General features: G+C 38.0%; 30 protein-coding genes. 17 read left to right on the top strand and 13 right to left on the bottom strand.

Annotation, left to right across the window (positions count from 1 at the left end; all coding sequences use genetic code 11):
• Positions 1–13: 13 nt before the first annotated feature.
• A complete protein-coding gene (locus BN988_RS07395; protein WP_036576490.1) occupies positions 14–283 on the bottom strand; it encodes an SAV0927 family protein in 270 nt (89 codons plus the stop codon).
• A 140-nt stretch (positions 284–423) separates the two neighbouring features.
• Here BN988_RS07395 and BN988_RS07390 point away from each other — a divergent pair, with 140 nt between their 5' ends.
• Positions 424–864 carry a DUF86 domain-containing protein gene (locus BN988_RS07390; RefSeq protein ID WP_036574687.1) on the top strand — a complete coding sequence of 147 codons (441 nt, stop codon included), beginning with the start codon at positions 424–426 and terminating at the stop codon, positions 862–864.
• Between the two features lie 44 nt (positions 865–908).
• Positions 909–1,682, top strand: coding sequence for a TIGR01457 family HAD-type hydrolase (locus BN988_RS07385; protein WP_036574684.1), 774 nt, complete (start codon positions 909–911; stop codon positions 1,680–1,682).
• Between the two features lie 61 nt (positions 1,683–1,743).
• Here BN988_RS07385 and BN988_RS07380 read toward each other — a convergent pair whose 3' ends face one another.
• Positions 1,744–2,253, bottom strand: a complete 510-nt coding sequence (locus BN988_RS07380) for a phosphatidylglycerophosphatase A family protein (RefSeq protein WP_036574682.1) — start codon at positions 2,251–2,253, stop codon at positions 1,744–1,746.
• 149 nt (positions 2,254–2,402) lie between these two features.
• On the opposite strand from BN988_RS07380, the gene BN988_RS07375 reads away from it, so the two are divergent.
• On the top strand, positions 2,403–3,371 hold the full coding sequence (locus BN988_RS07375; RefSeq protein ID WP_051557863.1) for a protein kinase family protein: 969 nt from the start codon (positions 2,403–2,405) through the stop codon (positions 3,369–3,371).
• 27 nt (positions 3,372–3,398) lie between these two features.
• Entirely contained in the window at positions 3,399–4,364 is a 966-nt protein-coding gene (locus BN988_RS07370; protein WP_036576487.1) for a 2-hydroxyacid dehydrogenase, read from the top strand.
• A gap of 338 nt (positions 4,365–4,702) precedes the next feature.
• Here BN988_RS07370 and BN988_RS07365 read toward each other — a convergent pair whose 3' ends face one another.
• Positions 4,703–4,927 (bottom strand): NifU family protein, encoded by a 225-nt coding sequence (locus BN988_RS07365; RefSeq protein ID WP_036574679.1) that lies wholly within the window; start codon positions 4,925–4,927, stop codon positions 4,703–4,705.
• A 149-nt stretch (positions 4,928–5,076) separates the two neighbouring features.
• Between BN988_RS07365 and BN988_RS07360 the strand changes: the two genes are divergently transcribed.
• From BN988_RS07360 to BN988_RS07350, 3 genes are all read left to right on the top strand, one after another.
• Entirely contained in the window at positions 5,077–5,406 is a 330-nt protein-coding gene (locus BN988_RS07360) for a YuzD family protein (RefSeq protein WP_036574677.1), read from the top strand.
• Between the two features lie 36 nt (positions 5,407–5,442).
• Complete coding sequence (gene dapF / locus BN988_RS07355; protein WP_036576486.1) at positions 5,443–6,273, top strand: diaminopimelate epimerase; 831 nt, start codon at positions 5,443–5,445, stop codon at positions 6,271–6,273.
• 81 nt (positions 6,274–6,354) lie between these two features.
• Positions 6,355–6,711, top strand: a complete 357-nt coding sequence (locus BN988_RS07350) for a HesB/IscA family protein (RefSeq protein WP_036574675.1) — start codon at positions 6,355–6,357, stop codon at positions 6,709–6,711.
• Positions 6,712–6,771: 60 nt separating this feature from the next.
• On the opposite strand, the gene BN988_RS07345 is transcribed toward BN988_RS07350, so the two are convergent.
• Entirely contained in the window at positions 6,772–7,758 is a 987-nt protein-coding gene (locus BN988_RS07345; protein ID WP_036574672.1) for an NAD(P)/FAD-dependent oxidoreductase, read from the bottom strand.
• Between the two features lie 636 nt (positions 7,759–8,394).
• Between BN988_RS07345 and BN988_RS07340 the strand changes: the two genes are divergently transcribed.
• From BN988_RS07340 to BN988_RS07330, 3 genes are all read left to right on the top strand, one after another.
• On the top strand, positions 8,395–9,612 hold the full coding sequence (locus BN988_RS07340; RefSeq protein ID WP_036574670.1) for an NAD(P)/FAD-dependent oxidoreductase: 1,218 nt from the start codon (positions 8,395–8,397) through the stop codon (positions 9,610–9,612).
• A 209-nt stretch (positions 9,613–9,821) separates the two neighbouring features.
• A complete protein-coding gene (locus BN988_RS07335) occupies positions 9,822–10,133 on the top strand; it encodes a YuiB family protein (protein ID WP_081779418.1) in 312 nt (103 codons plus the stop codon).
• 107 nt (positions 10,134–10,240) lie between these two features.
• Entirely contained in the window at positions 10,241–10,939 is a 699-nt protein-coding gene (locus BN988_RS07330; RefSeq protein ID WP_036574668.1) for a 3D domain-containing protein, read from the top strand.
• 98 nt (positions 10,940–11,037) lie between these two features.
• Here the strand turns inward: BN988_RS07330 and BN988_RS07325 are convergent, their stop codons facing one another.
• From BN988_RS07325 to deoD, 3 genes are all read right to left on the bottom strand, one after another.
• On the bottom strand, positions 11,038–11,511 hold the full coding sequence (locus BN988_RS07325; protein ID WP_036574666.1) for a divergent PAP2 family protein: 474 nt from the start codon (positions 11,509–11,511) through the stop codon (positions 11,038–11,040).
• 121 nt (positions 11,512–11,632) lie between these two features.
• Complete coding sequence (locus BN988_RS07320) at positions 11,633–12,226, bottom strand: biotin transporter BioY (protein ID WP_036574664.1); 594 nt, start codon at positions 12,224–12,226, stop codon at positions 11,633–11,635.
• Between the two features lie 186 nt (positions 12,227–12,412).
• The gene (gene deoD, locus BN988_RS07315) at positions 12,413–13,120 is read right to left on the bottom strand and encodes a purine-nucleoside phosphorylase (RefSeq protein ID WP_036574661.1); all 708 of its coding nucleotides are present in this window, start codon (positions 13,118–13,120) and stop codon (positions 12,413–12,415) included.
• A gap of 214 nt (positions 13,121–13,334) precedes the next feature.
• On the opposite strand from deoD, the gene BN988_RS07310 reads away from it, so the two are divergent.
• Positions 13,335–13,598 (top strand): phosphocarrier protein HPr, encoded by a 264-nt coding sequence (locus BN988_RS07310; RefSeq protein ID WP_036574659.1) that lies wholly within the window; start codon positions 13,335–13,337, stop codon positions 13,596–13,598.
• A 92-nt stretch (positions 13,599–13,690) separates the two neighbouring features.
• Here BN988_RS07310 and BN988_RS07305 read toward each other — a convergent pair whose 3' ends face one another.
• Positions 13,691–14,068 carry a kinase-associated lipoprotein B gene (locus BN988_RS07305; protein WP_036574657.1) on the bottom strand — a complete coding sequence of 126 codons (378 nt, stop codon included), beginning with the start codon at positions 14,066–14,068 and terminating at the stop codon, positions 13,691–13,693.
• 119 nt (positions 14,069–14,187) lie between these two features.
• Here BN988_RS07305 and BN988_RS07300 point away from each other — a divergent pair, with 119 nt between their 5' ends.
• The gene (locus BN988_RS07300; RefSeq protein WP_036574655.1) at positions 14,188–14,379 is read left to right on the top strand and encodes a hypothetical protein; all 192 of its coding nucleotides are present in this window, start codon (positions 14,188–14,190) and stop codon (positions 14,377–14,379) included.
• Between the two features lie 78 nt (positions 14,380–14,457).
• Positions 14,458–15,036, top strand: coding sequence for a superoxide dismutase family protein (locus BN988_RS07295; protein WP_036574653.1), 579 nt, complete (start codon positions 14,458–14,460; stop codon positions 15,034–15,036).
• Positions 15,037–15,122: 86 nt separating this feature from the next.
• On the opposite strand, the gene BN988_RS07290 is transcribed toward BN988_RS07295, so the two are convergent.
• Positions 15,123–16,295 carry a MalY/PatB family protein gene (locus BN988_RS07290; RefSeq protein ID WP_036574651.1) on the bottom strand — a complete coding sequence of 391 codons (1,173 nt, stop codon included), beginning with the start codon at positions 16,293–16,295 and terminating at the stop codon, positions 15,123–15,125.
• 371 nt (positions 16,296–16,666) lie between these two features.
• Here BN988_RS07290 and BN988_RS07285 point away from each other — a divergent pair, with 371 nt between their 5' ends.
• Positions 16,667–18,028 carry a hypothetical protein gene (locus BN988_RS07285; RefSeq protein ID WP_147629690.1) on the top strand — a complete coding sequence of 454 codons (1,362 nt, stop codon included), beginning with the start codon at positions 16,667–16,669 and terminating at the stop codon, positions 18,026–18,028.
• A 44-nt stretch (positions 18,029–18,072) separates the two neighbouring features.
• Here BN988_RS07285 and BN988_RS07280 read toward each other — a convergent pair whose 3' ends face one another.
• Positions 18,073–19,422 (bottom strand): glucose-6-phosphate isomerase, encoded by a 1,350-nt coding sequence (locus BN988_RS07280; protein WP_036574647.1) that lies wholly within the window; start codon positions 19,420–19,422, stop codon positions 18,073–18,075.
• Between the two features lie 144 nt (positions 19,423–19,566).
• On the opposite strand from BN988_RS07280, the gene BN988_RS07275 reads away from it, so the two are divergent.
• A complete protein-coding gene (locus BN988_RS07275) occupies positions 19,567–19,809 on the top strand; it encodes a DUF378 domain-containing protein (protein WP_036574645.1) in 243 nt (80 codons plus the stop codon).
• A gap of 472 nt (positions 19,810–20,281) precedes the next feature.
• Here BN988_RS07275 and yugI read toward each other — a convergent pair whose 3' ends face one another.
• The gene (yugI, locus tag BN988_RS07270; RefSeq protein ID WP_036574643.1) at positions 20,282–20,668 is read right to left on the bottom strand and encodes a S1 domain-containing post-transcriptional regulator GSP13; all 387 of its coding nucleotides are present in this window, start codon (positions 20,666–20,668) and stop codon (positions 20,282–20,284) included.
• A 114-nt stretch (positions 20,669–20,782) separates the two neighbouring features.
• Between yugI and BN988_RS07265 the strand changes: the two genes are divergently transcribed.
• The gene (locus BN988_RS07265) at positions 20,783–21,196 is read left to right on the top strand and encodes a YugN family protein (protein WP_036574641.1); all 414 of its coding nucleotides are present in this window, start codon (positions 20,783–20,785) and stop codon (positions 21,194–21,196) included.
• Here BN988_RS07265 and BN988_RS07260 read toward each other — a convergent pair.
• Positions 21,173–22,180, bottom strand: a complete 1,008-nt coding sequence (locus BN988_RS07260; protein ID WP_036574640.1) for a potassium channel family protein — start codon at positions 22,178–22,180, stop codon at positions 21,173–21,175. The genes BN988_RS07265 and BN988_RS07260 overlap by 24 nt on opposite strands.
• Before the next feature lie 94 nt (positions 22,181–22,274).
• The gene (locus BN988_RS07255) at positions 22,275–22,826 is read right to left on the bottom strand and encodes a thioredoxin family protein (protein ID WP_036574637.1); all 552 of its coding nucleotides are present in this window, start codon (positions 22,824–22,826) and stop codon (positions 22,275–22,277) included.
• 127 nt (positions 22,827–22,953) lie between these two features.
• On the opposite strand from BN988_RS07255, the gene BN988_RS07250 reads away from it, so the two are divergent.
• Positions 22,954–24,012 (top strand): M20/M25/M40 family metallo-hydrolase, encoded by a 1,059-nt coding sequence (locus BN988_RS07250; RefSeq protein WP_036574635.1) that lies wholly within the window; start codon positions 22,954–22,956, stop codon positions 24,010–24,012.
• Positions 24,013–24,438 lie beyond the last annotated feature (426 nt).

The following is a 24,438-nucleotide window of genomic DNA, read 5'->3' as shown; positions in this document are numbered from 1 at the left end:
TACCTGTTAATTTTTACAGTACTTCTTTTAAAAATGCACGAACTTCATCAGCTTCCATCGCTGTCTCATGAAGAATATGTTCCACATCGCGATTGTTGTCTAGATCTTCTTTTCCAACTACGATAAAACGGTTTTTCTGTAAATGTATTACGACCGTTTTATCTGGATCTTCCTCATGATTCATTAGGGCGAAATCATAGCGCTGATAATTGCCCATAAAACTAATATACCTTAATTCTTTTGTTTTCGTCTCATCTTTTAGTATTTCAAATTTACCTCCCATTTGCGTCCCCTTTTCCATTATTTTGACATTTCCTTAACTATAACACGTTTGTATCTCGATATCATGTGTAATATGCTAAAATATTAGTATACAAATTAAGTATTTAACTAAAGAAGAATTATATAAAAGGAGTCAACAGAATGTACTTTGTAGACAGAAGTAAGATAGAGCAGCGTCTCAACTATTTAGATAGTATGCTAACAGAATTGAAGGAAATGAAGTACGAAACATTACAGCAGAAATTGGCTTTAGAAAGAATAGGACATGTTGCAATTGAAGCCATTCTGGATGTTGGAAATATGATGATAGATGGTTTTATCATGCGCGACCCAGGAAGTTATGAGGATATTATCGATATATTGCTTGATGAAAAAGTGTTACCTAATGAAGATGGTGATTCTTACAAGCGGGTTATAGGACTAAGAAAAATGCTTGTTGTAGATTACGTGAACGTTAATCATCAAGAAGTTTATCAAGCCTTTTCCACAAATAGGGTGCAATTAAGTCAATTTCATAACCACATACGAACATACCTTGATAATGAACTTGGGGTAGCTCATGCTTTCTCAAATGAAGAATAACTGACAAATACAACAGCTAGCATGTTAAGAGAGGAAGTCAATAGATGAAAAACTATAAAGGATATTTAATTGACCTTGATGGAACAATGTATTTAGGAAAGGAGCCAATTGCGGAAGCTGCTGGCTTTATTGACACATTACGAGCAAAAGAGATTCCTTATTTATTCGTAACAAATAATTCTTCGAAAACACAGGCAGAGGTAGCAGAGAAACTAAATTATCTTGGTATTTATGCTACATCTGAGCAGGTTGTAACCACTAGTCTAGCGACTGCAAGATACATTAAAGAACGGAAGAAGGATGCTTCTTGTTACGTGATTGGGGAAGAAGGAGTAAAAACAGCATTGGAGGATGAAGGGCTGACAATATCCAATGATGATAAGTGTGATTTTGTTGTAGTAGGGATTGACCGTGAAGTAACGTATGAGAAATTTGCAAAAGCCTGTTTAGCTGTCCGGAATGGCGCAACCTTTATTTCTACAAATGGGGATATAGCAATACCAACTGAACGAGGATTACTTCCAGGAAATGGCTCCCTTACATCAGTAGTAACTGTAAGTACAGGTGTCACACCAACTTTTATAGGGAAACCAGAAAAAATAATAATGGAACAAGCACTAGAAATCCTTGGGACAACCAAAGAAGAAACGATAATGGTTGGGGATAATTATCAAACAGACATTCAAGCAGGCATTCGAGCAGGTCTTGACACGTTAATGGTGTTTACAGGCGTCACACCATTTGAGGAAATGAACAGCTTTGCAACAAAGCCTACTTATTATGTACACAGCCTAAATGAATGGATCAAAAAGATATAAAAAACAGGAGTGCCCACGGGCCTCCTGTTTTTCAGTATGGTACGTATATTCTTAATAGAATCTAGTCCACTATATCACTGTCACCTGTTGCATGAGCTAGTCTGCTCGATGCAGCGGCAGCAATTGCTCCAACAATGTCATCAAGGAAAGTGTGGCACTCACCGGTTGATTTATCGTTTAATTTTTTTAGTATTCCTGGTTTCTGTTTATCAATATAACCATAATTCGTAAAACCGATAGAACCGTATACATTTACAATGGAAAGGGCAATAATCTCATCTACTCCATATAAACTCTCATCAATTTCTATCGTCTTTTGCAATGGTTCTTCTAGTTGTTTTTTCTCGGCTAATACGTCTAACTGAATACCAGTAAGGATGGCATTTTGAACTTCTCTTTTCGTCAACACTCTGTCTACGTTATGTCTACAGTCCTCCATGCTTAAATTGTCGTGATATTTAGATTGTAAGTAATAGACCAGTTCAGCGATATCATCTAAAGTTACACCACGCTGGGTTAGCCATTGTCTTGCTTTGAGTTCAAGTTCACTTTGATTCGTATTTGCATCCATGTACATCACCTTTTCCTAATAATTTGGTTAATGAATTTGCCTTTTCTTACATACATTAGTACTAATCTTGTTAAAGATCTGACCCCTTTATATATACAAGGGATAAGATGATTCATTAAGTTAAAACAAAGGGTGTGATCATATTGTCAATGGAAACCATGCTCGCCACACATTATAATATCCAAGCAAGTGAGAAAGTAGTACTGGCTGGAAGAGATGGTTATAAACAAGACGAATATGTTTATTTTACCATTTCCTCTGATAACAGGGAAATTATTCATATGGAACAAGCAGCGCTTGCTTACTATTTGTTGGAAAATAATTACCGACACACCGCTATCCCAGTGGCCAATACTAATGGGGACTGGTTCACCGTATTTCAGAACAATACATACATGGTCGTCATGGTAGAACATCTTAACAATATTACAAGAGAAAGCAATGGGCGATCTCTAGCAGCCTTTCACACTATAGGTACCCTTTATAGCTTCGAACCACACCAGATATCTTGCTATGGAATATGGAAAAAACTCTGGATAGACAAACTAGAGGCTTATGAAAAAAACGTACCTTTGGCCGCTAAGGAATCACCAAACGATTATTTTCGCATGGTGATGGATACCTTGCCCTATATTATTGGGATAAGTGAAAATGCTATCCAGTATTTACAGGAGAGTGAACGTGAAAACAGGTTTGATACGGTAGACCAAGGAACTATCTCGTTTCAACGATATACAAATAATCTCCAAAAATCAGTTATCTGGCTAGATGATTTTGTTTTTGATCATCCGGTCCGTGATTTAGCGGAATATACGAGAGGCATGCTTTTAAGCGATGCACCATCAGAAGAAATTGTACAATTCCTGCATGACTACCAATCAGAAAGACCACTATCTATTTTTAGTTGGCGCTTGTTGTATGCAAGGCTACTTTACCCCGTACATTTTTTTGATCATTTTGATTCTGTGATGAGTGGTAGGACACTTGAAGATCCTTTTACAACCTATTCGTCTTTAATAACGATGCAAGAAGAGTATGAAAAGAAAATGCGCGACCTTTATCAATGGGTTGGTCTAGATTCTACCTCATTACAAATCCCTGTGTTACACTGGCTGTAAGAAGAAAGCTGGAGGGAGAGGGCGATGATAGAAAAACCGAAGCTATACATCACAAGAAAGGTACCAGAAAAGATCTTGGAACCTTTTCAGCAAGATTTTACTATATCAATGTGGAAATATGAAGAAGAGCCGGTTCCTAGAGAAGTACTTTTAAAAGAGATTTCCGACGCACATGGGGTTCTTTGTATGCTAAGTGAAACAATGGACCAGGAGATATTTAATACCGGCAGTTCACTTCAGGTTGTTGCCAACTTGGCAGTTGGCTACGATAATATAGATCTTCATGCAGCTAGAGAAGCGGGCGTTGTTGTGACAAACACACCAGGAGTTTTAACGGAATCTACAGCTGATTTAGCGTTTTCTCTTCTTCTGTCGACAGCAAGGAGAATTGTGGAAGCAAACCAATATATAAAAGAAGATAAATGGAAACAATGGTCGCCTTATTTACTTGCAGGTATGGATGTACATAATAAAACAATCGGTATTGTAGGGATGGGGAGGATTGGCGAAGCGATTGCCAGACGAGCCCAAGGGTTTGGCATGGAAATTTTGTATCATAATCGTTCTCGTAAAGTAGAATCGGAAAAGCAGATTGGGGCTACCTATGTAGATTTTGATACATTGCTTAACAAAGCTGATTTAGTGGTTTCTGTAGTACCAGCTACTCCTCAGACAAATCAAATGTTTAATAAAGAAGCTTTTCAGAAAATGAAGCGTTCCTCCATTTTTATTAATATTTCACGTGGTAGTGTAGTAAATGAAAATGCATTAGTTGAAGCTCTAGAAATGGGAGAAATTTCTGCAGCAGGATTAGATGTGTTTGCAGAAGAACCAATCCGCTCTGATCATCCGCTACTAGATAAAACAAACGTTATCTGTTTACCGCATATTGGATCAGCAAGCACTGAAACGAGAAGCAGTATGCTGCAGTTATGCCTGGAGAATATATCAGGGGTTATTCATGGTACAGGGCCAATTACAGAAGTGAAATAAGGAATGTAAACCATGAGCATGTAACTAACTATAGTAGCTGAATTTATAAATCTAGACTTTAGAAAACATCGTATCCTCTGATCTTTCAGCGAATACGATGTTTTCTTATACTTAAAACTTAAGATTTTAACTACGTCGTCAATTTTACCAAACTAAAACTTTATACTTCTCTAATGTGCAAAAAGGCAGACGATTAAGTCTGCCTTTTTTTATCCCGGTGCCACCGTCCGTTTTTAACGGGTAAACGGACGCTAACACCCCGATTCGTTCAACTAACAATCAGTGGGGGAAGAAAGAAAACGCCCACTGATTGAAGTTTCACTTTATATTTGGTAGCTCTAAAATACTTGTTCAATTTCTGTAACGCCTGGGACCTCAGCCATCAGGGCGCGCTCAATTCCTGCCTTTAATGTTATGGTAGAACTTGGACAATTGCCGCATGCACCCATAAGACGAAGAAGTACAATGCCATTATCATCTACATCAACTAGCTCCACATCTCCACCATCACGCAGTAGAAAAGGGCGTAGTTTATTTAAAACTTCCTGTACCTGTTCTTGCATTATCCATCTTCTCCTTTCCTTATAAATAGTATAAAACGAATTCATGTAAAAATCTATCTGAAATTATATTTTTACTCATCGGTTACTTATATTTTATCTTTAACCAAACATTTTGTAAAATATAAGTAACTGCAAAAAGGGGGCTACAAATGGTGGGGAAGGTTACAATTACGGTCTATGGTGCAGATCAGATTTGCGCAAGCTGTGTTGGCGCACCTGGGTCAAAGGATACATATGATTGGTTACAGGCGGCAATCGGAAGAAAATACGTGGTTGACCACATTGACTATGAGTATATCGACATAGATAATCCACCGACCGTGGAGAAACATCAACAGTTTGTTGAACGAATAATCGAGGAGGATTTATTTTATCCAGTTGTACTGGTTAATGATAAACTAGTAGCAGAAGGCATTCCGAAGCTAAAAACAATTTATCAGGAGCTGGATCGAAATGAAATCCACCTCCAGTCTAATTAGAAAAGAGTGATTAATGTGGAAATACCTTTTACAAAAATGCATGGTTTAGGAAATAATTATATATATGTAGATTTATTCCAATATCAAATGGACGAAGCAAGTATGCCTAAGATAGCCAGAGCAATGGCAGATGTACATAAAGGAATCGGCTCGGATGGAATGATTTTAATTCATCCTAGTACGAAAGCTGACGTTGGGATGCGAATTTTTAATAAGGATGGGTCAGAAGGAAAAAGTTGTGGGAACGGCCTCAGGTGCACAGCGAAGTATGCTTTTGAAAATGGGATTGTAACAGAGCCTACTTTCCAAATTGAAACGAAGGCGAATATTGTGGAAGCAGAAGTTTTTCCTTTAGAAGGAAGCGTTGATCAGGTAACAATAAACATGGGGGAGCCAGCATTACAAAGAACGGCTATTCCTATGTTAGGATACGAAACAGAAGCGGTTATTAGGGAAGATTATACGATAGAAGGCCAACTATTAGAACTAACAGCTGTCTCTATGGGAAATCCTCATGCTGTCTTTTTTGTAGAAGATATTCAGGATGCTCCACTATATGATCTTGGCCCAGTTATCGAAAAGGACAACCGCTTTCCTGATGGCGTAAATGTAGAATTCATTCAGGTAGTATCCGAAAGGGAACTTCATTTTCGTGTATGGGAGCGAGGATCAGGAGTTACACAGGCTTGTGGGACAGGGGCTTGTGCAGCGGTTGTAGCTGCAGCATTAAATGGTTTTGTTTCTCGAGGAAAGGATATTACGGTTCATTTGTCGGGAGGTGACCTTGTGATTAACTGGGATGAAAATGGTATGGTCTGGATGAGTGGGGAAGCCAAAACAATAGCTACGGGTGTTTTTCACTGTTAAAGACCAACTCAAATAGTTGAATTGTATAGTTATTCTTTGTATACTTAAACGTAATGATCATGATCTGAGGAGGTCCAAGGGATGGTTATAACAATTACCGACAATGCGGCAAATCAAATCCATGAAATGATGAAGGAAGAGTCCGCGGAGGCACGCCTACGCTTTGGTATTAAAGGCGGAGGTTGCAGTGGACTGTCCTATTCATTGGGCTTTGAATATGATATCAATGAAGAACTCGATACAGTAGATGAAATAAACGGGGTGCCAGTTGTGTTTTTCAATCAGGATATTCCAATTATTGAAGGAACGCAAATTGATTACAAACAAAATATGATGGGCGGCGGGTTCAGTATTGATAATCCGAATGCCATAGTATCTTGTGGTTGTGGCTCATCATTTAGAACGAAAGATAAAGTAGGCACACCAGGAGATTGTTAAATAACATATAAAAGGAGCAGTGGTATAATCCACTGCTCTTTTTTTTCACTCAATTATTTTCTAGAACATGCTTGTTGAATGTTTTGGTTGGATTCTTGCTTTTGGATCAATATACTGCTTGGCATTATTGATCGCAGTTGGCCCTTCTCCAAATCCTGTTGCAATTAATTTTACTTTTCCATCATAAGTACAAATATCTCCTGCTGCATAAATTCCTGGGATATTTGTTTCCATTTTAGAATTCACTACAATACTGTTTTTTTCAATATCTAGACCCCAGTCTTTGATAGGTCCAAGCGAGGATACGAATCCATAGTTACAGAGTACAGCATCGACCTCAAGTTCAACCTGCCTGTCCCCTTTTACTTCTTCAAAAAGCACCTTATCAATTTGGTCGCTTGCAACGACACCTGATGGTACAAATGGGGTCATAATTTCTACATTCGACGCCATTAGCTTTTCAACACTATGTTCATGTGCTCTAAACTTATCTCTACGGTGAACAAGGGTCACTTTTTTTGCGATGGGCTCTAGCATTAGCGCCCAATCAACTGCAGAATCTCCGCCACCAAGCAGTACAACATTTTGGTCTTTGTACTGATTCATATCCTTCACATGGTAGTGAAGGTTAACTCCTTCAAATTGTTCACAATTATCTACATCTAGTCGTCGAGGTTGGAAGGCACCATTACCCCCTGTAACAATAATTGTCTTGGTATAATGAACCTCATCAGTATTCGATATTAGTTTAAATGATTGGTCCTCTAATCTTTCAATTTTCTCAATGGATTGCTCAAGTACGATCGTAGGGTCAAAAATGTTCGCCTGTTCCTCTAAATTATCAATTAATTCCTGTGCCCGTACCTTCGGATACCCAGCAACATCATATATATATTTCTCCGGGTACAAAGCAGTTAGTTGTCCCCCGGTATGTGGTAGACTCTCAATAATTTTCACACTTGCCTGTCTCATTCCGCCATAGAAAGCAGTGAATAGACCTACAGGACCTGCCCCTATGATTGTGACATCATAAACCTTTTCTGTCATGCTTATATACCTCCATTACATCTTAATTCCTTGCCCAACAGTCCTATCGTATCATAATTATCATGAAAAGGCTTAGGAATGGCTTATTATGAAATAGGAGAAAGAGTAATTTTCCCAATATACATTGGGGGAATTTACTAATAGATTAATAATTAAGAAAGTAAAAGAAACACTTGAAAAAAAAGATTGAAAGATATACTATTACTTAGTGCTCTATATTACAATTGTGTAACAGATGTATGATATTTCTATGAATACTAGACTCATTCTTTTCTTTCAAGGTACTAGGTGACAAAGGATTTAGACTGCTTGTCATTTTTATTGAATGATTAAGTGAAGTTTGTCACAAACATGTAAATAAATGTATATAGACTCTACTTTAACGTATTAACGATACAGAGACAGTAACCACCAAGAACTGCCCACTCTACGGCATCATTCTCTCTTTAATGAACAGGGCTTTCATACGTCTGGTAGTATCTCGCACTATAAAAGTCATATTCACTATCAGGAGTTTTTATTAAATGCTTACCTTCTTTTTTGGAGATAACGCTTCGGTAAGGTAATGAATGAAAAATTGTAACTGGGGTTTGGGACGGTAACAACAACAGAAAATTGTAAACGGAAGTGATCATAATGAATAATCCACATATTGTTATTTTGGGTGCAGGTTATGGAGGCATCATGACGGCCGTAAAGCTGCAAAAAAGCATTGGAATGAACGAGGCAGATATTACATTGGTAAATATGAATGATTACCATTACCAAACTACATGGCTTCACGAGAATGCAGCCGGCACCTTGCATCAAGATCGAACTCGCATATCCATTAAAGAAGTCGTAAATTTGAACCGTGTCCGTTTTGTTCAAGATAAAGTGATTTCGATCAAACCAGATGCTAAAAAAGTTAAGCTGTCTAATAATGAGTTGAATTATGATGTGTTGGTTATCGGATTAGGGTTCGAAGCAGCTACATTTGGCATACCAGGTCTTGAGGAACATGCATTTACCATTGGGGATATTAACAGTGCTCGTCTAATTAGAGAACATCTAGAGTATAACTTTGCTTTATATCATAATGAAGAACCAAATAATCAGGCAAGAATCAATATTGTGGTAGGAGGCGGTGGATTTACTGGGGTGGAATTCCTTGGTGAGATAGCAAACCGTGTTCCAGAGCTTTGTGAAGAATATGATATTGATAAGCATCTTGTTCGAATCATCAACATTGAAGGGTCCCCAACTGTATTACCTGGTTTTGATCCACAGTTAGTCGAATATGCCATGAACTCCCTGGAATCACGTGGAGTAGAATTTGTGACTGGGGCGATGTTGAAAGAATGTACTCCAGATAAAGTGACATATGAGAAGGATGGAAGGCTTGTAGAAATTCCGACGATGACAACCATTTGGGCTGCAGGAGTTAAGGCGAATTCTATAGTAGAGAAATCAGGATTTTCAACAAATCGTGGTAAAGTTGAAGTTCGCAAAGATATGCGCACACCAGATTATGATGATGTTTTTGTTATAGGGGATTGTGCTTTGATCATGGATCCAGAAACAGGTAGACCATTTCCACCTACCGCGCAAATTGCGATTCAGCAATCAGGAACCGTCGCCCATAATGTAAAAGCCTATATTAATGGAGGGGATCTAGAAGAATTCACCCCGAAACTTTTAGGAACAATAGCATCTTTAGGTCATAATGATGGGATAGCTGTACTATTTAATCAATACAAATTATTCGGCTGGAAAGCCACGTTCATGAAAAAGATGAGCGACAATCGTTACCTCCTTAAACTGGGAGGACCTGGACTTTTAATGAAAAAGGGAAAGTTTAATATCTTCTATTAATTCTTATATGTGAAGCGGCAATAGCCGCTTTGCATTTTTTTATACGTTAGGAAAGTATAGCCAATGAACTATTTTCTTCATCAATATTCTTAGCAAATAAATGAAGAGGGATAGGAGAACATGTACTTTTGGTTGGCTTTCGTATAAAATGGATTTTGTATGAAATTTTTACTGTACATATGTGGAAGGGGAGACACAGGTTGGCGCAAATCGTTCAATTGCTTGTATCAATCGTACTATATTTTGTTATCTTTTTTGGCATTGCCTTTATCCTAAATATGCTATTAAGGAAAACATGGTTAATGGCCATATTATACCCATTAGTAGTGATAATGATTGTGGATGATATGTCTACACTAGAATACTTCAAAAATCCAGGTAACGCGTTTTCTGAGGCTTTCTCAAAATTTCTATCTATTACACCGGCTGATATTACTATTTTATTGGCAGGTTTTGCAGGAGCAGTTGTTTCAGGTATTGTGATTAAGATGCTACGCAAAAGCGGTTATCAAATGTTTTGATTGATAAAGCAGCAATCAATAAAAGACAGAATATTATAGAGAATTTATCTTTGTTTGAATAAAATATTACTAGATTGGAAATGATGACATCCAGAGAGGTGTTAATCATGAAAATCAAAAAAGCGTTTCGAAGAGTAGGTATGTTTTCGTTGTTTGTGGCAGCCTTTTTAGTTACCATCACATCCATTTCTAACGTTTCATTTGCTGATGTACGCGATTGGGTGGATTATGAGCCGATGCGTATTACCAACACGGTTACTAACACAGTTACAGAGTCGAAATTCAGGCAATCATCATTAGAAAAAAAGGAATTGAACTATTTAGAGCAGAAGAAAATGTATATATCAAGTGATGAAATTGAAGGACCTAAAACACTAGAAGAAGCGGCAAATATTAATCAGTATCCCAAATCACAAGTTGTAGCAACAGGATATACTGCAGGAGTTGAGTCGACTGGGAAATCACCAGGACATCCAGAGTATGGTATAACGTATTCAGGTGTTCAAGTAAAACGAGATTTGTATTCTACTATTGCGGCTGATTTAGATGTATATCCTATTGGGACGATACTTTTCATTCCAGACTATGGCTATGGGGTTGTGGCAGACAAAGGTAGTGCCATTACTGGCAATAAGATTGACTTGTTCTTTAACACCGTTGAAGATGTGTATGCGCAATGGGGAAAGAAAGAGCTAGATGTACATCTAATTGAATTGGGTGATGGTACACTTACGGAAAAAGAGCTCAAACAATTAAATGAAACAGATTCATTGCAGGTATTCAGGCAACAAATCACAGAAAGCTAATTTAAAAGGGAAGCACGCCAGTAATGGCATGCTTCCCTTTATTTGTGTTTATGTGAGTTAAGGCCCTTAAGTTACTACCGTCGTTCTTCGTTTTTGGATTAATAAAGTGTATATAGGAGAAAGGCAATTAGGATTCCGGAGAGACCTCCGAAGAAAACTTCGATTGGCTGATGCCCGAGCAATTCTTTAAGCTCTTGCCGCTTTTGAAATTCCTCTTTTTTATTCCAATCCTTTGCTCCATCTACAAACAATTGAAAGTCTTTGATTAGCTGGTTTAGTACTACTGCCTGTTCTCCGGCCTGTCTGCGTACTCCGGAAGCATCAAACATTATAATAATACTGAAAACACAGGAAACAGCAAATACGGTGGATGTTACACCTTCGATAATACCAACACCGGTAGTTAATGCGGCAACAGCTGCAGAGTGGCTACTGGGCATGCCTCCTGTGCTAAATGCGAGGCCAGGAATAAACTCTTTTGTCACAATGAGTTTAATTGGTATTTTTACAACTTGGGCAAAGACAATTGCAGCAAGTGCAGCCCATAAAGGGAAATTTAGGAATAAATCCATAAATGCGTAACATCCTTCCTGATGCGATATTTGATCTTGCTCTTAGTTTATCATATCTCATCAGGAAACGCATGAAACTCCCGTTATCAACTTACTGGTGTTAAGCCCCTGTATTTATTCATTAGGAAGCTTTCGCATACATCCATTTTGCGGGTACTCGCTTCTCTAACTGAAGAATAAATAGGGCAGCAAGACAAGAAAGGGCAATGTCCTTAATTAAAAATGGAATCATGCCGATCCAAGCCAATTCGTATGTAACCGGGAGTTCTAACCATGTGTTCATTGCTACATACATGTAGGTGACACCAATTCCGTAATTAAATGCTACGCCCACTAGTGCTGCTAATGAATAGAGAGGTAGACGCGCTTTTTTTTGTTTTTCTGTGATCCATCCGACAAAAAAGGCAATAAAAACAAATGAGAAAATAAAGCCACCCGTTGGACTAATCAGCTGCATTGGGCCGGCAGATAAACCAGCAAAGATCGGCACACCAGCTGTTCCGACAAGTATATAGGTAATCATTGCATAACTTGCACGTTTTTTTCCCAGCATCATGCCGGCTATTATCGCAAAAAAAGTTTGCAGTGATAAGGGAACTGATGTCCCACCTAGTGGTATTGCAAGAAATGGAAACCAGACTGTAATGTTGGCTCCAATTGCCATTAAACAAACAAATACTGCTCCAAATGTAAGATCGATTGGTTTTGTACGCATATCCATTCCTCCTTAACAACATAATAGTTAGAAATGGACATGTTTGTCAACCTGTTTTTTTAATGGTTAACAATAAAAACCCTAACAAGTCATTATTGTAAAGGTTTGGCTAAAAGAGTTAGAAAAAAGCCAAATGAGATCGACTCATCGTATAGGTCGGTCTCATTTGGCTTCTGATAAAGTAAGTTATTTAATTGCTGCTTCTAGTGCTATTTCCATCATTTCATTAAAGGTGGTTTGGCGTTCTTCTGCTGATGTTTCTTCACCTGTAAGGATGTGGTCTGAAACAGTTAGAACGGAAAGAGCTTGTCGGCCATACTTAGCAGCTAATGTATATAAAGCCGTTGTCTCCATTTCCACTGCCAGTACTTTGTATGCAGCAAGTAATTCATTTACTTCCTTCGCATTATCACGATAAAAGGTATCACTTGTAAATACATTTCCGACACGGAGATTTAATCCTTTTTCCAATCCAGCGTCGTATGCATTTTTAAGAAGCTCGAAATCTGCAAGTGGCGCATAGTCAATACCTTGGAATACCATACGGTTCATTTGTGAATCCGTTGTGGAACCTTGTGCTAGAATAACGTCGCGTACCTTTACATCTTTCTGAATGGCACCACATGTTCCAACACGAATTAGCTTCTTAACATCATAGCTTTGAATTAACTCATTTACATAAATAGAGATGGAAGGTACACCCATTCCTGTGCCTTGTACGGAGATTCTCTCTCCTTTATATGTACCTGTGAAGCCATACATACCACGAACCTCATTATATTGTGAAACGTCTTCTAGGAAGTTTTCCGCAATAAATTTAGCACGTAGCGGATCTCCTGGAAGTAATATTTTGTCAGCAATTTCTCCTTGTTTAGCACCTATATGGACACTCATTGTTTACCCCTCCAATTTAATTTGCAACATATATCAAATAAACGTTATCATAACCGCTCTGTAAAAACAAATGAATTAAAAAATATGGGCTTTTTTGTTTCAAAAAGTTTTGTTTTTGTATATAATATATTTAGTTCAGTTATTCACTTATAATGAACGTTGTACTAGAGAATAGTACATACTATGAATATTATGGTTGGAAGGATGATACACAATGAAAGAACAAACATTTACTATCACTGCTGATACAGGGGTACACGCACGCCCAGCTACACTTTTAGTAAACAAAGCTGGACAATTTGAATCAGAAGTAGAGGTTTCATACAATGGCAAAAATGTAAACCTTAAATCCATCATGGGTGTTATGTCACTTGGAATTCCAAAAGGTGCTGAAATTAAAGTGACTGCAAACGGTAGTGATGAAGAAGATGCACTTAAAGGTGTAGAAGAAGTAATTAAAGAACATCTTGGTGAATAATTTCACACTTAAAAAAAGCTGTACCTTCCAATTAATTGGGAGGGCAGCTTTTTTTGTTAACGAACATAGGGGATATGTTAGCCAATCTCTGCCTAAGCATATTCCTTTTCAAGACGTTCTATTGCTAAAAGAGCTTCACGGTTATATGCTGTGTCCTCTTGTAACAGTTTTTCCTTATATTTGTGAACTGCTTCTTGTAAGGAAATCTTGTATTCCGGTATATCACTTTCAAAAGCATGTACTGCAGGTTTTTTTACATTCATTTTCTCATGAAAGGCAAGTGCTTTTCGCTCATGGAAAAAAACCCCTTCTGTTTGATTAGGGTTATGCAAATCCCCTTGTAAAGGGTGTTTCACCACCGCTAGTACTTCTACAAGATACTTATCCCCACGATCTTCTACTATCTTTCCCAAGTAGGTACCTGATTTATAATGTGCCTTTACCTTGTCACCAATTTGTTTATCCGTCATATATATTACCTCCTGCTATTATTTTGCCAAAAATATCACAGTTTAGCGAACATTATTGTTTGCCATTTGGTTATCTTATTTTATTTGCTATAATGATACTCAGAAAGGCGTGAAGCAAAATGATGCCATTTTTATATTTTCCAGAAGATAAAACAGAATATATACCTGCCGTCATCACACTTATCATCTTTATGATCGCTGCATCTGTTGTGATGTACCTCTTGTATAAACGGTCAAAGAAAGAGGAAAAGGCATTTAATGAAAGCTACAAAGAGACTTTAACCGAGCAACAGGGCAATAAGGAAAATTAAACATTTCCTGTGTCCAATTCATTAAAATAAACGAAGTGGCGAATACTAAGTTAAAATGACCATAAAGGAGTATTTCGTATGCGCTTCGTTTTTTTTATTGTTTTACTTTTCCTTACTGCTTGCCAATCCAATGCTGCTGAAAAAATGAAAACTGTTGATATGTATAATGTGTCTGGTGATATGATAGGAACAGTTGCTTTAAGTGAGCAAGCTGATGGTATTCAAGTAAAAGTAAAGCTAGAGGGACTGGAACCCGGCTTCCATGGCTTTCACGTACATGAATATCCAATATGTGAAGCTCCTGATTTTACAACTGCTGGGAACCACTATAATCCTGAAGGAAAAGAGCATGGGTTAATGCACCCCGAGGGTCCACATCTTGGAGATTTACCAAATCTTGAGGCTGATGCCGGTGGACTGGTAGATGCTGAATTAATGCTGGCTGGAGCAACCTTAATGGAGGGGAAAAATTCTTTATTAAAAGAAGACGGCACATCCTTTATTATACAGGAAGGTCCAGATGACGGACTAACACAGCCCGGGGGCGGCGGTGGACCGAGAATTGTTTGTGGTGAATTAAAAACGAATCCTGAAGAAGGAAAGAATGAGGAGTCACCAACAGATCCTACTGAGTTTAATGAAGACCAAGAAGAGTAGTAACAAGCTTAAAAAGGAAGATAAAAGGCTGAGCGAATTCAACATTCTACGTAGAATAAGAATTCGCTCGGCCTTTTTAATTGTAACTATTTAATGGCTTGGATAGCCTTAATAATCCGTTGTACACCCTCTTCAACGGTTGCTTTAGGACAGCCAATATTCATCCGCATAAAGTGTTTTCCTTCCTCACCATACTCGATTCCGGTGTTCAGTCCTACCTTAGCTTTTTCAATCATAAACTTTTTCAATTCTTTCTCATCCATACCTAGTTTCGTACAATCAATCCATAGTAGATACGTTCCTTGGGAATCAATTACTTCCAGGTCGCTTGCATGTGCTGCAAACATTTCCTTTACATAAGTTTTGTTGTCATAAAGGACCTGTAAAAGTTCATCAAGCCATGGACCACCGTGCAAATAGGCCGCTTCTAAGGCGGTATTTCCCATTATATTTAACATATGGGCACCTTGCTTGTTAAAATGCTCTTCAAGCGTTTTTCGCTTTTGCTTATCTGGTGTCACGACATAGGATGCCTGCAACCCAGCGAGATTAAAGGTTTTAGATGGAGCCATACATGTGATGGTTTGATGCGCAATTTCCTCTGATAATGAGGCAATAGGGATATGTTTGTTCCCAGGAAAAACTAGATCACCATGTATCTCATCCGATATTATGAGAACATCGTGTTTTACACATAGTTCCGCCATCTTTGTTAGCTCCTCTTTTGACCATACGCGCCCAACTGGGTTATGTGGGGAACAAAGAATAAATGCCTTTACGCCGTCTTGTAATTTTTTCTCGAAATCAACAAAGTCAATTTGATACGTATTTTCTTTGTAAAGAAGCGGGTTTTTCACTACTTGTCTATCATGGCTTTCTACTACCTTATAAAACGGGGTGTAGACAGGTGTTTGAATTAATACTTTATCACCAACTGCTGTGAAGGCTTGAATGGCCATATGTAAACTGGTCACTACACCTGGACTGAAAGATAGCCATCCTTGATCAATTTGCCAATCGTGGCGTTCTTTTAACCATGACTCAATTGACCCTTTTACAGCTTGATCTACGATTGTGTAGCCGTATATTCCATGCTTTGCCCGATCAATAATAGCTTGATTGACCTCTTCAGGTGCCATAAAATCCATATCAGCAACCCACATTGGCAGGACGTCTTCTGTCTGAAATACGGGTTGTAGCATATCCCATTTTACTGATCTTGTATTTTTTCTATCATGCAATATATCAAATTTTCCCAATGTTGTTCTCCTCCTTACAAAATTCAATTATACTAAGTATAGCAAACTTGATAACAGAACTGCATGATCGCTGTTTTAAAAAATAGAACAAAAAAAAGCAAAGCGTTCAGAACGCCTTGCTTACAGGGGGAATACGAGAAAGTCTTACATTGATAGTATTACCCAGCATTTTAAAGTTTAAAACATGTATTTAGTTTTTAATATTATTTTACGTTTTTCTTGAAAGGGGTATGGAAATGGCTGGTAACTGGTGAGAAGAAAAGCATGAAAACAGTTTTAGTAAACAGAAAAGATTGAAAAAACCCCGCTATATTTTATGGTTTCTAATAGTTTTTATAGTTATTGCTACTGTAGCCACTATAGTTGGTGTAATGAATCATAAAAAGACTGTAGAAAAAGAGCTTTCTGTTGAGGAATTCTTTTCACAGGAGAAATTAGCTTTCCGTGAATCATTAGGGGTAGAAAATACGAATGCTTTCCCACAAGTACAAGAAGCGCAAAGCATTGTAGAATCCACTGAGAAGAATGTCAACGCAGATGAATTGAAAAACACCAAAAAAGAAATAGAGCAACTATTATTGACGCCCGCCATGTTAGTCGAAACATTTAATAAAAACGAAAAGTTTGACTTGCAAGCATACGAGGATTTGCAAGCGGATAGAACCGACTTTCTACAGTCTTTTAATATGTACCTACTTGAAGCAATAGAAAATGCGTTACAAGAAGATTTTACTCAACAATCTGAAAAAACATTCGAACAAATGCAGAAAGGGGAAACGACAGGTGATGAAGCTTTAGATAATTTGATGAAGGCCCTTGAAACACATGGCTATAGAATGGGGGACTACGGTGTCGATCAAGATCCACAATGGCTATTTGAACATATTGAAAATTGGGAGGGCATCCAAGGGGATAAGGCCTACCTTCAATTCTTAACAGATAAAGAAACGGCTACCGGAGCAGCATATGAAGAAATGACGTTGTTATCCATGGAGGAAATCTCCGTAACATTATTAAAGCTTGAAGAGATTTATAATACATATAAAGATGATGATCTCTCATCATGGGCGACGTTGAGATTAAGTTGGCATGCCACCGAACTTCTTGGGCTGTATATCAGAAGCAATACTGACTTGGAGGAAAGAAAGTCTGAGTTGGAGGGTTTTTTAGCAAACCATCAAGATTCCATCTATTGGAGTATCATTGACAAAGCAGTACAAGATTACAGATCAAATGATTGGCAACATACTGATTACAGCTTTTCGAATAAACTAATCATTATGTTTGATGACACGTTTTCAGGCGTTCGGGAAGATGATATTACAAATGCAAACCGTTGGCCATTTGATAAACAAACAGTGGATCACTTTGGTTCACTTACGGAAAAAAAGGTCGACGATTTTCTAAATGATTTATCTCCAAAACAAGTTGTTTCTCTTTACATGTATAGCATAGAGGAGGGACAAATAGACGATACAATGACACTATTTGATGCTTCTATTATAGAGGATGGAACGGCTAGTTTAAGGCAGGAGATGCTACGTCAATCTGCAGCTCATTTCTGGATGGATTTGGCTTATGAAACAGAATATGTGGTAGAAAAGAAGAATAAAAAAGAAGCAACTGTCTTCTTCCTAAAGAATGATGTGGAAACGCCGAATGAGATAGCGATGCAGTTTATATTGCGAAAAACAAATGAAGGATGGAAACTACTAGATATAAAGGCAAAATAAAAACCCCAAGCTGGGGTTTTTATTTTGCTATTCTATATAAGAATTTACTTTAATCGGTTTTCAAGCTCTGCTTTTTCTTTTTCAAAACCTGGCTTACCAAGTAGGGCGAACATATTTTTCTTGTATGCTTCTACTCCTGGCTGATCAAAAGGATTCACACCAAGTAAGTAGCCACTCAAGGCACATGCTTTTTCAAAGAAATACACAAGGTAGCCAAATGTATATGCATCCAGCTCTGGAACTTCTACGATTAAGTTTGGAACATCGCCATCTGTATGGGCAAGAAGAGTTCCTTGGAATGCCTTATCATTGATTTCGTGAAGTGATTTACCAGCTAGGTAATTCAGGCCATCTGAATCATTGGATTCCTCTTCCACAATGACTTCCTTTTTCGATTTATTGACATGTAGAACTGTTTCAAATAAATCTCTTCTTCCATCTTGTACGTACTGTCCAAGAGAGTGAAGATCTGTAGAGAAGTTAGCAGAAGAAGGGTAAATTCCTTTTTGGTCCTTCCCTTCGCTTTCACCAAATAATTGCTTCCACCATTCTGCAAAGTATTGTAGCTGTGGCTCATAATTAATTAACATTTCAATGGTTTTGCCTTTATTGTATAGGACATTTCGAACAACAGCATATTGATATGCAGGGTTCTCCTCGAGAGAAGAAGTGGATAGATCTTTCTCTGCAGCTTGTGCACCTTCCATCATGCTATCAATGGAAACGCCACTGACTGCAATTGGCAATAGTCCTACAGCTGTAAGAACAGAATAGCGTCCACCTACATCATCAGGTATCACGAAAGTTTCGTAGCCTGCTTCATCAGCAGATGTTTTTAGTGCCCCTTTTTCGCGGTCTGTTGTTGCATAGATGCGTTTTGTAGCTTCCTCGACACCATATTTTTCTTCAAGGAACTTTTTGAAAATACGGAAGGCAATTGCCGGCTCTGTCGTTGTACCACTTTTAGAGATAACATTGATGGATACATCTTTATCTTTTAGCACATCAAAAAGCTCGTTCACATAAGCTGAACTCATATGATGTCCAACAAAGATAACCTGTGGTGCTTTCCTGTCTTCTTTAGAGATCAAATTCTGGAAGGAGTGGGTAAGCATTTCAATCGCTGCTCGGGCTCCTAAATATGAACCGCCAATACCGATTACGAGTAAAACATCAGAATCTTGTCTAATTTTCTCGGCACTAGCTTTGATACGGCTATATTCCTCTTTATCATAATTGCTTGGTAGATCGATCCAACCAAGATAATCATTACCTGCTCCAGTTTTATTATGTAATGCGTGGTGTGCAGTCTCTACGAAACCTGCCATGTTATTTATTTCCTCTTTGTTGAAAAAAGATAATGCTTTATCATACGTAAACGAAACATGTGTCACGTTATTTCCCTCCTTGATTCTTGTTTCAACTTTCAACATTTACTTTACCTAAGCATGGGGGTTAAATCAAGAAAAGTACTCTGCATATTTCTTTGCGGAACTGTAAAAACTAGTCACGATCACTAGAAAAAGGAGGATACAAAAATGAATGGTTTACAAAGAGCAGCCTTAGCGCTGACAATTATTGGAGCTGTTAACTGGGGACTAATCGCCTTATTCCAATTTGATTTAGTGGCAGCTATTTTCGGTGGAGGAGAGCAGAGTGCAGCCTTAGCCAGAATTATTTATGGATTGGTGGGTATTAGCGGCCTTGTGCTCATTCCATTGCTATTTAAAACAGATGAGGCATTTTCAAAACAAAGAGAACCCGAACGTGTTGATGGTTAACCCTGAACATAAGTAAGTTGTTATACAAATTAGAAAAGCTTGCATTTACTCGTCTTTTAGCGAATGTGTAAGTTTTCTTATACTTGGGACTTCGAAATTCCAGCTAGATTGTCATGGCTTCCTAGCTAAATTTCAAACATTCCCAACGTGTAAAAAAAGGGAAACTCAAGTTTGAGTTTCCCTTTCTAATTCGTGTTCAAAAAGGAGGATAAAAAGGACCGAGGTCGGCTAAGATCGCAACGTCCTGTTGCAACACCGACACTAACACGTCCTGTGCGTCGAAGTTCGAGGCGGCGTAGCTTTGAGTACCAGAACGTATTGTATTAATACGTGAGGAACGGAAAAGCAAGCCAACGAGCTTCCACAGGAAGTGGTGACTTCGACGTGCGACACAGGACGTGTCGGAATTTAGTCGAAGGTCATCAGTACCGATGTGTCATTTTTACTGGACTTTTTGAACAACCTCTTCTACTTATTTCTTAAATGAGTCACGTTCTCCAGATTGTTCAATCCATTCTTCAAGCTTGTCTTTTAGTGTGTTAAAACCAGCTGAATCATTGTTTTGTTGAACTGCTGTAGTTTGTTGCTTACGTGGCTTTGGTGCTTTTTTTGGTGCTTCTTCTGTAGCACGGATAGATAAAGAAACTTTGTTCTTTTCTTCATCAATAGTAAGAACTTTAACTTTTACTTCATCGCCAGTAGTTAGATGTTCGTTAATATCCTTTACAAAGCCATGTGTTACTTCGGATATATGAACTAAGCCCTGTGTTTCCTCATCTAAAGCAACGAAAGCACCGTATGGTTGAATGCCTGTTACCTTACCATCTAATATTTGACCAACCTCAAATTTGTTTGTCATGCTGAACAACTCCTATATACATTATTCGATTCATTTCACACAATATATTATTTTAGCATAATAAACAGGTTTAGGCAAAATATAAGAAAAACAATGTAGAAAGGGATGTTAAGAATGGTACCATTAGACTCAAAAGTGGAAGAGAGAATTTATCCGTTATTTGTATTGGAAGAACTTTTAAAACCAGAAGGCTATGTGATTGGTGCGAATTGGGATTATGATAATGGTTACTTTGACTTGAAAGTGGATGATAAGGGGGCATATTATTTTTTGCGTGTGCCATTTTATGCCGTAGCAGGTTCTCTGGATTATCCCGGGGTCACGGTTCGTTTAGAAAAGCCTTTCTTGTTGGCGCATGAATATGAGTCTGGGAATGATCAAGATAGTCGAAATGGTCCATTTCAAGGTATGGTTAATCAATTCCAGACACCGACAAACCCAGATGCAGATGTTCCTGCAGAATATATTGAGATCGGTAAAAGTCTCGTTCAAAAACTTGAGGCCCTAATTCTTCCAAGCGACCAATGAAATTACAATGTCGCCCTGCTTTAGTACAAAAGTGGGGGCACAATTTAAATAATAGTCATGGTTACGTATAATCCCGAGTAAAATATGTTGCTGTTTTGTTTGAATGGTAGAAAGTTCACTAAATGTCTTTTCGTGCAAGTCCTCGGTGATCTTCGTATGATGGAATTGCTGTGTTTTCATTAGCTGTAACAAGTCTTCAAAGGGGGTAGAGGATGCTGTATGAGATAATTCATGATAAAAAAGCCCAGATATAAAATCATTCGTGCGAATAATCGTCGTTGCGCCAGCTCGCAGTGCGTTTTCTATCTGTACCCTTGTGAGGATCTCGGCAATAATGAGTGCGTGTTTATTATTTCCTCTTATGGCCACCGTTGATAAAATAGTGTCATTATCAGCCTGTCTTTCGTTCTTTGCAGAAATGTCTGCTGAAATGAGGACACGTTGAGCCAGCGAAATGTTTGCCTTTTTGAGGGTGTCATCCTCCGTAGGATCTCCTTTTATAAAATGCACCGGATAGTGACGATATTCTACAGACTTTAGTGTGCGGTCAATTAAGACAATTTGGGTGCTGGGACTATTTTCAATGGTCAAGTCGATCAGTCTGCGGGTGCGTTCGTTCCAGCCAATAAAGATATAATGATTACTTCCTTTAAACTGAAGCTTGCCTTCCAAGAGATCTTTTTCATGCTGTACCGTGGCTGCTGACAAAGTGGTAATGTAGAATGCTACGAGTCCACCACCTGACAGAATTAATGTGATTGCTACGATTTTCCCCGGAATAGTGAGAGGAACATAATCTCCATAGCCAACTGTTGCTCCTGTAACAATTGCCCACCATATTCCTTCAAATACAGTAGGGAACTGATTTGGTTCCACTAAATGAATGATGGTACCGAAAAAAAGCATAAGGGCAGTAATACTTAATAACAGTCTAAAGATAACTGGTAATTGATGGTACACTTGTTTAATAAATCGAACGCTCATATGCTCACCTGTTGTTCCTTTTTTATTTTTAGTATGGACACAGGCTTTTAAGGTGTATACAAAAAAGCTGACAATAATTTTGCCAGCTTTCCTGTTACTTAGATAGGGTTCCTTTTAAACTGTTATAAACTTCTTCCCAAAAATCATGATTGTCACGGAACGATTTGGTCATAAAAAGAATCATTTCGTTAAATTTCTCTTTATAGTCAGACGCATCCTTCTCTGGGAGTTTTGCCTGTGACTCCGTTACAAATTCTTGAATCTTTTCTGCCCTCGGTCCCCATTTTGCAACTTCATTCCCATCTTGGTCTACAAAGATGATAATAGGGATGGACCTGGATTTACCATTTGTTAAATAGTTATCCATCAGCTCCAAATTCTGATTGCGTAGTAACATACGAACGTCAATGTGACCTGCTTCAGCAATATGAAGTAGTATTGGAATGTTAAGCATGGCATCTCCACACCAGTCTTCTGTTAAGACAATGGCACGTAGTTGCTCTTTCTGCAATTGTGTGAAAAACGCAGTATCCTCTGGTAAAGAAAAAGTATCGTATATATAAAGCAGGTTTTCCTTATGCTTTTCCATTGATTCTATATACATATCTGGAGACATTCCTTTTTCAAACCACGTATTCAGATTCATTGCTATCTGCTCCCTTTTTTATATTTACTTTGAGTGTATCCATAATAAAATGATACGTAAACTAAAGTGCTCTTTATTTGATTATTTGCTATTATAGTAAAAGAAGTAATTGAAGGAGGAATAATAAATGGAAAATGCAAACCTTGATTTCCTATTAGATTTGTTACATACAGCATCACCGTCGAGTAATGAAATGGAAATTCAAAAGAAATGGATTACCTATGTAAAGGAATTTGCAGATGAAATAAGAACAGATAATGCAGGCAACGCAATTGGTGTTTTAAATCCTGACGCTGCATTTAAGGTATTGCTTGCAGGGCATTGTGATGAGATAGGCCTTGTTATCAATCGAATTGATGAAGAAGGATTTTTGCATTTCGATAAGATGGGGGGCATAAATCCCAAGGCTGCAGTAGGCATGAAAACAACAGTACTGGGCTATAACAAAACCGTAACAGGTGTAATTGGTGTGAACGCCCAGCATCATGGTGGTCTAAAAAACGACTTTGGATTGGAAGATTTATTTATTGATTGTGGCTATCAATCTAAAGAAGAAGCTGAAAAAAATATTCAGATTGGAGATCTAGCTGTTTATAAAACAGAACCAGAAATTCTGAAGGATCGTTATGTTGCCGGCCGTGGTTTGGATAATCGCACTGGTGCATTTATTGTTGCTGAAGTATTAAGGCGTTTAAAGGAAAGAGGCTGTTCTGTAGGTGTATATGCAGCAAGTACAGTTAATGAAGAAACAAATATGGGTGGAGCTTATTTCGCTGCAGCAGGTATTCAACCGACTATGGCAATTGCTTGTGATGTTACCTTTGCAACAGATTATCCTGGCGTAAACAAAAACAAACACGGAGATGTGAGACTAGAAAAAGGGCCTGTTTTAGCTAAGGGTGCGCCGATTAATATTAAAATAAATAAACTGTTGGAAAAAACTGCAAAACGTTTAGAAATGGCTGTTCAATATGAATTGACACCGAGAATGACTGGTACGGATGCCGATAAAATGAGATTAACTGGAGCAGGAGTTCCGGTGTCACTCGTTTCATTACCATTACGTTACATGCATTCTCCAGTGGAAACTGCAAGCTTGAAAGATATTGATGAAGAAATTGAATTATTGGTTACAATGCTTGGTTCGCTAACAGGAGAAGAAAGCTTAAACCCATTAGAAGATTAATTCTCTTGCAATAACAAAATATGTTTGCAAAAGTCCATTAAATGCTATTTTCTGCAAAACGAAATTAGAGAGCGATTAGTTCGAAAGATTCAATTGCTAGCTTTAATGTGCCAATAGAATGATGATTAGTTAAATAAATAACTGCGAAAGTCCTTTTGTTTCTTTCATAAGAAACAAAAGGACTTTTTTAATTGGTTCGACAGGGTAATTTGATTCATTTTTATTATTATTTCTAAGTAAAATACCTTTTGCCAAACGTTTTAATCCTTATGATGACGGGGTTTAAAGGGTGTTAGAGAGCAGTACATTACTAGTCTTTAGCCGTTGGTCCTATGAACTCTGGAGGAAAAACCGCGACTATTTAATCAATTTCGAAAATTCAGTATACAATCGACATGATTCGACACAAATCAAGCTAGGCGCTGA

The organism is Oceanobacillus picturae (assembly GCF_000612865.1).
Lineage (GTDB): Bacteria > Bacillota > Bacilli > Bacillales > Amphibacillaceae > Oceanobacillus_B > Oceanobacillus_B jordanicus.
This window is presented reverse-complemented; position numbering and strand designations above follow the sequence as displayed.

Excerpts from the sequence above, each read along its gene's own strand:
- BN988_RS07395 (WP_036576490.1), bottom strand. The coding sequence starts at position 283 with ATGGGAGGTAAATTTGAAATACTAAAAGATGAGACGAAAACAAAAGAA.
- BN988_RS07390 (WP_036574687.1), top strand. The coding sequence starts at position 424 with ATGTACTTTGTAGACAGAAGTAAGATAGAGCAGCGTCTCAACTATTTA.
- BN988_RS07385 (WP_036574684.1), top strand. The coding sequence starts at position 909 with ATGAAAAACTATAAAGGATATTTAATTGACCTTGATGGAACAATGTAT.
- BN988_RS07380 (WP_036574682.1), bottom strand. The coding sequence starts at position 2,253 with ATGGATGCAAATACGAATCAAAGTGAACTTGAACTCAAAGCAAGACAA.
- BN988_RS07375 (WP_051557863.1), top strand. The coding sequence starts at position 2,403 with ATGGAAACCATGCTCGCCACACATTATAATATCCAAGCAAGTGAGAAA.
- BN988_RS07365 (WP_036574679.1), bottom strand. The coding sequence starts at position 4,927 with ATGCAAGAACAGGTACAGGAAGTTTTAAATAAACTACGCCCTTTTCTA.
- BN988_RS07360 (WP_036574677.1), top strand. The coding sequence starts at position 5,077 with ATGGTGGGGAAGGTTACAATTACGGTCTATGGTGCAGATCAGATTTGC.
- dapF (WP_036576486.1), top strand. The coding sequence starts at position 5,443 with ATGCATGGTTTAGGAAATAATTATATATATGTAGATTTATTCCAATAT.
- BN988_RS07350 (WP_036574675.1), top strand. The coding sequence starts at position 6,355 with ATGGTTATAACAATTACCGACAATGCGGCAAATCAAATCCATGAAATG.
- BN988_RS07345 (WP_036574672.1), bottom strand. The coding sequence starts at position 7,758 with ATGACAGAAAAGGTTTATGATGTCACAATCATAGGGGCAGGTCCTGTA.
- BN988_RS07340 (WP_036574670.1), top strand. The coding sequence starts at position 8,395 with ATGAATAATCCACATATTGTTATTTTGGGTGCAGGTTATGGAGGCATC.
- BN988_RS07330 (WP_036574668.1), top strand. The coding sequence starts at position 10,241 with ATGAAAATCAAAAAAGCGTTTCGAAGAGTAGGTATGTTTTCGTTGTTT.
- BN988_RS07325 (WP_036574666.1), bottom strand. The coding sequence starts at position 11,511 with ATGGATTTATTCCTAAATTTCCCTTTATGGGCTGCACTTGCTGCAATT.
- BN988_RS07320 (WP_036574664.1), bottom strand. The coding sequence starts at position 12,226 with ATGCGTACAAAACCAATCGATCTTACATTTGGAGCAGTATTTGTTTGT.
- deoD (WP_036574661.1), bottom strand. The coding sequence starts at position 13,120 with ATGAGTGTCCATATAGGTGCTAAACAAGGAGAAATTGCTGACAAAATA.
- BN988_RS07310 (WP_036574659.1), top strand. The coding sequence starts at position 13,335 with ATGAAAGAACAAACATTTACTATCACTGCTGATACAGGGGTACACGCA.
- BN988_RS07305 (WP_036574657.1), bottom strand. The coding sequence starts at position 14,068 with ATGACGGATAAACAAATTGGTGACAAGGTAAAGGCACATTATAAATCA.
- BN988_RS07300 (WP_036574655.1), top strand. The coding sequence starts at position 14,188 with ATGATGCCATTTTTATATTTTCCAGAAGATAAAACAGAATATATACCT.
- BN988_RS07295 (WP_036574653.1), top strand. The coding sequence starts at position 14,458 with ATGCGCTTCGTTTTTTTTATTGTTTTACTTTTCCTTACTGCTTGCCAA.
- BN988_RS07285 (WP_147629690.1), top strand. The coding sequence starts at position 16,667 with ATGAATCATAAAAAGACTGTAGAAAAAGAGCTTTCTGTTGAGGAATTC.
- BN988_RS07275 (WP_036574645.1), top strand. The coding sequence starts at position 19,567 with ATGAATGGTTTACAAAGAGCAGCCTTAGCGCTGACAATTATTGGAGCT.
- yugI (WP_036574643.1), bottom strand. The coding sequence starts at position 20,668 with ATGACAAACAAATTTGAGGTTGGTCAAATATTAGATGGTAAGGTAACA.
- BN988_RS07265 (WP_036574641.1), top strand. The coding sequence starts at position 20,783 with ATGGTACCATTAGACTCAAAAGTGGAAGAGAGAATTTATCCGTTATTT.
- BN988_RS07260 (WP_036574640.1), bottom strand. The coding sequence starts at position 22,180 with ATGAGCGTTCGATTTATTAAACAAGTGTACCATCAATTACCAGTTATC.
- BN988_RS07255 (WP_036574637.1), bottom strand. The coding sequence starts at position 22,826 with ATGAATCTGAATACGTGGTTTGAAAAAGGAATGTCTCCAGATATGTAT.
- BN988_RS07250 (WP_036574635.1), top strand. The coding sequence starts at position 22,954 with ATGGAAAATGCAAACCTTGATTTCCTATTAGATTTGTTACATACAGCA.